The 5,660-nt window shown below is 63.6% G+C and carries 5 protein-coding genes; 1 reads left to right on the forward strand and 4 read right to left on the reverse strand.

The genetic code is table 11. The features are described 5' to 3' along the window. Positions 1-54: 54 nt before the first annotated feature. The gene (locus EOA29_RS23050; protein WP_126093025.1) at positions 55-543 is read right to left on the reverse strand and encodes a hypothetical protein; all 489 of its coding nucleotides are present in this window, start codon (positions 541-543) and stop codon (positions 55-57) included. A gap of 199 nt (positions 544-742) precedes the next feature. Here EOA29_RS23050 and EOA29_RS23055 point away from each other — a divergent pair, with 199 nt between their 5' ends. After that, a complete protein-coding gene (locus EOA29_RS23055) occupies positions 743-1,135 on the forward strand; it encodes a DoxX family protein (protein ID WP_126093024.1) in 393 nt (130 codons plus the stop codon). Between the two features lie 24 nt (positions 1,136-1,159). On the opposite strand, the gene EOA29_RS23060 is transcribed toward EOA29_RS23055, so the two are convergent. The 3 genes from EOA29_RS23060 to EOA29_RS42290 form a co-directional block, all read right to left on the reverse strand. Continuing rightward, the gene (locus EOA29_RS23060; RefSeq protein WP_126093023.1) at positions 1,160-3,601 is read right to left on the reverse strand and encodes an FAD-dependent oxidoreductase; all 2,442 of its coding nucleotides are present in this window, start codon (positions 3,599-3,601) and stop codon (positions 1,160-1,162) included. Positions 3,602-3,823: 222 nt separating this feature from the next. Then, the gene (locus EOA29_RS23070) at positions 3,824-5,362 is read right to left on the reverse strand and encodes a trimethylamine methyltransferase family protein (protein WP_145969752.1); all 1,539 of its coding nucleotides are present in this window, start codon (positions 5,360-5,362) and stop codon (positions 3,824-3,826) included. A gap of 65 nt (positions 5,363-5,427) precedes the next feature. Further along, the coding region (locus EOA29_RS42290; RefSeq protein WP_210213166.1) for a hypothetical protein at positions 5,428-5,660 on the reverse strand (233 nt) is incomplete at its 5' end.

The following is a 5,660-nucleotide window of genomic DNA, read 5'->3' on the forward strand; positions in this document are numbered from 1 at the left end:
GGATAGACAGAACAGAGGGGGCGCTTGTCCCGCCGGCGCTGGCCCTCCCAGGTGTCACTCCGGCGTCAGCACCGCCACTTTGAGGTCGGGCGTCTTCGCGCCGCTGAGCTGCACCGTGGCCGGACCGGCGGACAGCTTGAAGCGTACGCTCTTGCGAATGCCCGGGCAGGTCTTCACGCCGCTGAAACCCGCCGACTTCACGGCATGGCCGTCCTGCACGATATCGATCCAGGCCTCATCGGACAGGCTGAACTGGAGCTCGCCTTCAGGCGGCACGGTCACGCTTGCAGTCGCGCCGAACGTGCCGGCTGCCGGTGCACGTTGCGGCGGCACTTCAAAGCTGACCACGTCGACCGCTGCGAGCGAGAAATCCACCGCTTGCCCGACCGCTAGCGTAGCGCCGGACTGCGCGGCTGGCGCCGCCGGAAACAGAGCCTGCTCTCGCGTGACCGGCCATTTGAAGGAATCGCAGCCCGCGTCGCCGGCCATGGCGAAGCTCGTGCCTGCAAGGAGTGCGAATAGGCTGATGGCGACTTTTTTCATGGCAAAGGGATTCCCGCATGGTTTGGTGTATCCGAATATCAATACAACCACAGGGAGACAATTGCAACTATTGCGAGAGCGCACCAGACCGATGAAACCATGCCACTCACCGAATGTTGACGGCAGGCGGAGGGAAGTGAGTGGTCCATTGTCGCACGATAACTTATGGCCAGTCGCGAGGGGTAAAATGGAGTTTTAGATGAAGCTTTTCGAAGGCCTTGCCCAATACCGACCGCAGGCTCTGGGCGCACTCCGCACCATGACCGCCTTGCAGTTCATCGAACATGGCTCACAGAAGCTGTTCAACTTCCCGATCAGCGCCGAGCCGCATGCCCTCACCGGGCTGACGACGGCTGCCGCCATTCTCGAATTCGCCGGCGGCATCCTGCTGGCCCTTGGCCTTTTCACCCGCCCGGTCGCCTTCCTTCTCGCCGGAGAAATGGCGATCGCCTATTTCATGGCGCACATGCCGCGCGACTTCTTTCCGGTCAACAACGGCGGCGACGCGGCGATCTCGTTCTGCTTCATCTTCCTCTATCTGATCTTCGCCGGCCCCGGCGCCTTCGCGCTGGACAACCGCCGCAGTGCCTGATCTGCCTAGACATCCGCGCCTGGTTCAGGCGCGCATCCGCTCGAAATTGGCATCGAACAGCGGCGCGGTCTGGACGCGCGCCGCATGGCGCTTGCCGAGGATCTCGATCTCGAAGCCGTCCGGTCTGTCGGCGATCTCCTTCGGTACGTAGCCCATGGCAACCGACTTCTTCGAATGGTGGGCGTAGCCGCCCGAGGTGACCCAGCCGCGCACGGCGCCATCATGCCATATCGCCTCGTCGCCGATGACATCGGCATCGTCTGCCTCGACGATGAAGGCGCGCAGCCTCAGCTTGCCGCCTTGCTTGCGCTCGATGAGCGCTGCTTCCTTGCCGATGAAGTCAACCTCCTTGCCATAGGCGACGAACCGGTCGAGTCCGGCCTCCAGCGGCCCATAAATCGGCCGGTATTCACGCGCCCATGAGCCATAGTTCTTTTCGAGCCTGAGCGCATTGAGCGCGCGCGAGCCGAACAGGCCGATGCCGAATTCCTCGCCTGCTGCCATCAGCGCCTGGTACGCGGCACGCTGATATTCCGGTGCCACCCAGATCTCGTAGCCGAGATCGCCGGTATAGCTGACGCGGCCGACCAGGCAGGGCGCCATGCCGATATCCATCCTCGCAACCGCCATGAACGGGAACGCGGCGTTGGAGACATCGGTGCGGGTGACTTTGGCCAGCATCTCCCTCGCCTTCGGGCCTGCGATGGCAAGGCCGGCGAGCTTCTGCCCCAGCGCCTCGATGCGCACCGAGCCGTCCTTGGGCAGATGCGCCTCGAAGCAGCGCATATGGTACTGCTCGGCTATGCCGGAGCCGGCGATGAACCATTCGTTGCTGTTGGTATTGGGGGCGCCGACATTGGCAAGCGTGAAATCGCCGATCAGCTTGCCATCTTCCTTCAGCATCGGCGCCAGCGTCATGCGGCCAGGCTTGGGTAATTTGCAGGCGAGCACGTGGTCCAGCCAGGCCGCGGCGCCCTCGCCCGAGACCTTGTATTTGGCGAAGCTCGAAATCTCCGACAGGCCGACGCCGTTGCGAACGGCAGCGACCTCGCTTGCGACATGGTCGAAGTCGCTCGAGCGTCGCCAAGAGAACTCGTCCTTGACGCCTTCGGGCGCATACCAGAGCGGCACTTCCAGCCCATAGGCCACGCCCCATTGCGCACCCTTGGCCGACAGCGTGTCGTAGAGAGGCGTCGTCTTCAGTGGACGCCCCGCGGGCAGCTCTTCATTCGGGAAGCGGATCGAGAAGCGCCGCGAGTAATTCTCGCGCACCTTGGCATTGGTGTAGGCCATCGTCGCCCAGTCGCCATAGCGTGCGACGTCCATCGCCCAGATATCGGCGCCGGGATCGCCTTCGATCATCCAGTTGGAGAGCGCGAGGCCAACGCCGCCCCCTTGAGAAAAGCCCGCCATGACGCCGCAGGCGACCCAGAAGCCCGGCAGGCCGCGCACCGGGCCGACCAGCGGATTGCCGTCCGGTGCAAAGGTGAACGGGCCATTGATGATCTGCTTGATGCCCGTGTTCTGGAAGGCTGGAAAATGGCGGAAGCCGACTTCCAGCGACGGCGCGATTCGGTCGATATCCGGCTCCAGCAGCTCATGGCCGAAATTCCAAGGTGTGGAGAATTCGGACCAGACCTTGTTCGCCTTTTCATAGGTGCCCATCAGCATGCCGCCGCGCTCCTGGCGCAGATAGAGCTCGCCGTCGAAATCGACCGCGTGGATGATCTCGGTACCGGTCTTCTTGTTCCAGTCGGCGACCTCCGGCATGTCCTCGGTGATCAGGTACATGTGTTCCATCGCCAGCACCGGCAGCTCGAGCCCAACCATGCGGCCGACCTCGCGCGCCCACAGCCCGCCGGCATTGACGACATGCTCAGCGATCACCTCGCCCTTGTTGGTGATGACGCGCCACAAGCCGTCAGGCCGGCGCACGATGTCCTCGACCTTGGTGAAACGCTCCACCTCGGCGCCCAGTTTCCGCGCCGCCTTGGCATAGGCATGCGTCACGCCCGACGGGTCGAGATGGCCGTCCTCCTTGTTGCGCACCGCGCCGACGAATTGCTTTGGATCGAGGAGCGGCATCAGTTCGGCCGCTTCCTTTGCCGAGATCACCTCGAGGTCGATGCCGAGATAGCGCCCTTTCGAAACGACGCCGCGCAGCCAGTCGAGCCGCGCCTCGGTCGCCGCCAAAAGCACGCCGCCGGTGAGGTGCACGCCCGTCGCCTGGCCGGAAAGCTCCTCGATCTCCTTGTAGAGCGAGATCGTGTATTTCTGCAGCTTGGCGACGTTGGGGTCGCCATTGATGGTGTGCATGCCGCCGGCCGCATGCCAGGTCGAGCCCGAGGTCAGCTCGTCGCGCTCCAGAAGCACGACATCGGTCCAACCGTGGCGGGCGAGATGGAACAGCACCGAGCATCCGACGACACCGCCCCCGATGACCACGACCTTTGCATGCGATTTCATGGGTTCTTCTCGTTGGTTCAGTGAGTTGGATTGGTGAGCGGATTCAGAATGGGAGGCAGTTGTCTCTCCGCAAAAGTCGGCGCTGCCCCTCACCCTTACCCTCTCCCCGTGAAGAACGGGGAGAGGGGGGCGTCAGCGTCGGAGCTTGTCCCTTCTCCCCGTCCTTCACGGGGAGAAGGTGCCGGCAGGCGGATGAGGGGCTGCGCCAGCGTTCCAAAACCATCACGGCTCGCCCTGCCCGATCGCTTCCTTGCGGCGTGCGACATAGGCTTCGAGCGCCTCGCGCACGGCGGGGTCCATGGCCGGCTGGACATATTCCTCCAGCGCCTTTTTCCAGAGCCGCGTCGCGCGCGCCGTAGCGTCGAGCGCGCCGGCCTCCTGCCATGCTTCGTAGTTCCGCCAGTTGGAAAGCATGGGCTGATAGAAGGCGGTTGCGTAGCGCTCCAGCGTATGCGGCTCACCGAAGAAGTGACCCCCGGTCGGCACCGCGCCCAGCGCCTCGACCGCAAGCTCTGCCTCATCGACCACGATCGGCCGCAGGAATTCCATCATATGCTGGATCATCTCGACGTCGATGATGAGCTTCTCGAACGACGCCGTCAGCCCGCCTTCCTGCCAGCCGGCAGCGTGGTAGACGAGATTGCCGTGGCCGAGCACTGCGCCCCACAGCGCCATCAGCGTCTCATAGGCGCCTTGCGCGTCGGCGGCATTGGAGGCCGAGCCGGGCGTCGTCCGGTACGGCAGATTATAGCGACGCGCCAATTGCCCGGAGGCGATGTTGGCTTTGGTGTTTTCCGGCGTGCCGAAAGCCGGCGCGCCGGACTTCATGTCGACATTGGAGGTGAAGGCGCCGTACATCACCGGCGCGCCGGGGCGCACAAGCTGCGTCAGCACGATTCCGAACAGCGCCTCGGCATTCTGCTGCGCCAGCGCACCGGCAAGCGTCACCGGACTCATCGCCCCCATCAGCGTGAACGGCGTCACCGCCACCGACTGACCGAACTCGGCCATGGTCATCAACCCTTCGGCCATCATCTCGTCGAAGCGGCGCGGCGAGTTGACGGAAATGATCGTCGCGATGCCCGGATCCTCGCTCATCTGCTCGAGCGTCAGTCCGCGTGAGATGGCCATCATCTCGATGCCGTCCAGCGCCCTGCCCCGGCCGATCGCCGAGACGTGGAAGCATTTGTCGGTCAGCGTCAGATTGGCGAAATAGGTGTCGAGATGGCGCGAGTTCGCCGGAAGCTCGATCGGCGCGCAGACCTGGTTGCCGAGCATGTGGATGCAGTTGAAATGCTGCGCCAGCCGGACGAGATCGCAATAGTCGGCGAGATTGCCGGCGCGGCGGCCGCGTTCCATGTCGTGCACATTGGGCGGCCCGGCGACCAGCGTGAAGTTGATGGTGTTGCCGCCGAGATGGATGTCGCGGGCCGAGTTGCGTGGGGTGAGCGTGTAGCTGGTGCGCGTCGATCGCGGCATGGTCGAGGAGGCGCTGAAGACGACGCGCACATTCATCGAGCCGCGATCGACCCTGGCGCCGGCGCGCTCGAACAGCGCCAGCGCCCGCGGGCTCATCACCTCGATGCCGAAATTTTCCAGGATATGCATCGATGCCTGGTGGATGGCCTCGATCTGGTCGGCCGAAAGCACCGCCATCGGCGGGTAGGGGTTGACCACGCGCCGCTGCGGCAGTTGGGGAATGGCGGCGGGCCCCCTGTTGCCGGTCCGCTCGGCGCCGCGTTTTCGTCTAGGTTCCGTCATGCAGCGCATCAGAGCGCCGACGCGAAACGGCGGCTGTCAGGAATTCGTCATTTGCCGGCGTGATTTTAGCCAAGGCGGCATTTTTCAAAATCATTGGAAAGGAATACGACGCATATAGTCGAAATATTGATATCACCAAGAACGACCTGCCTCCGGCCGGCGTTAAGGAAGCTGGCAAGACTCCTTTTATGATTTCGGCCTATTCGTCTTCCAATGCGTAGGTCGAGTTTTAGTAAAATTGTCGCTGTCTCCATGCTGCTGGCGCTTTCGGCCTGCGCGACGGCGCCCAGCCATATCA

It is taken from the genome of Mesorhizobium sp. M1E.F.Ca.ET.063.01.1.1, assembly GCF_003998155.1.
Taxonomy (GTDB): Bacteria; Pseudomonadota; Alphaproteobacteria; order Rhizobiales; family Rhizobiaceae; genus Mesorhizobium.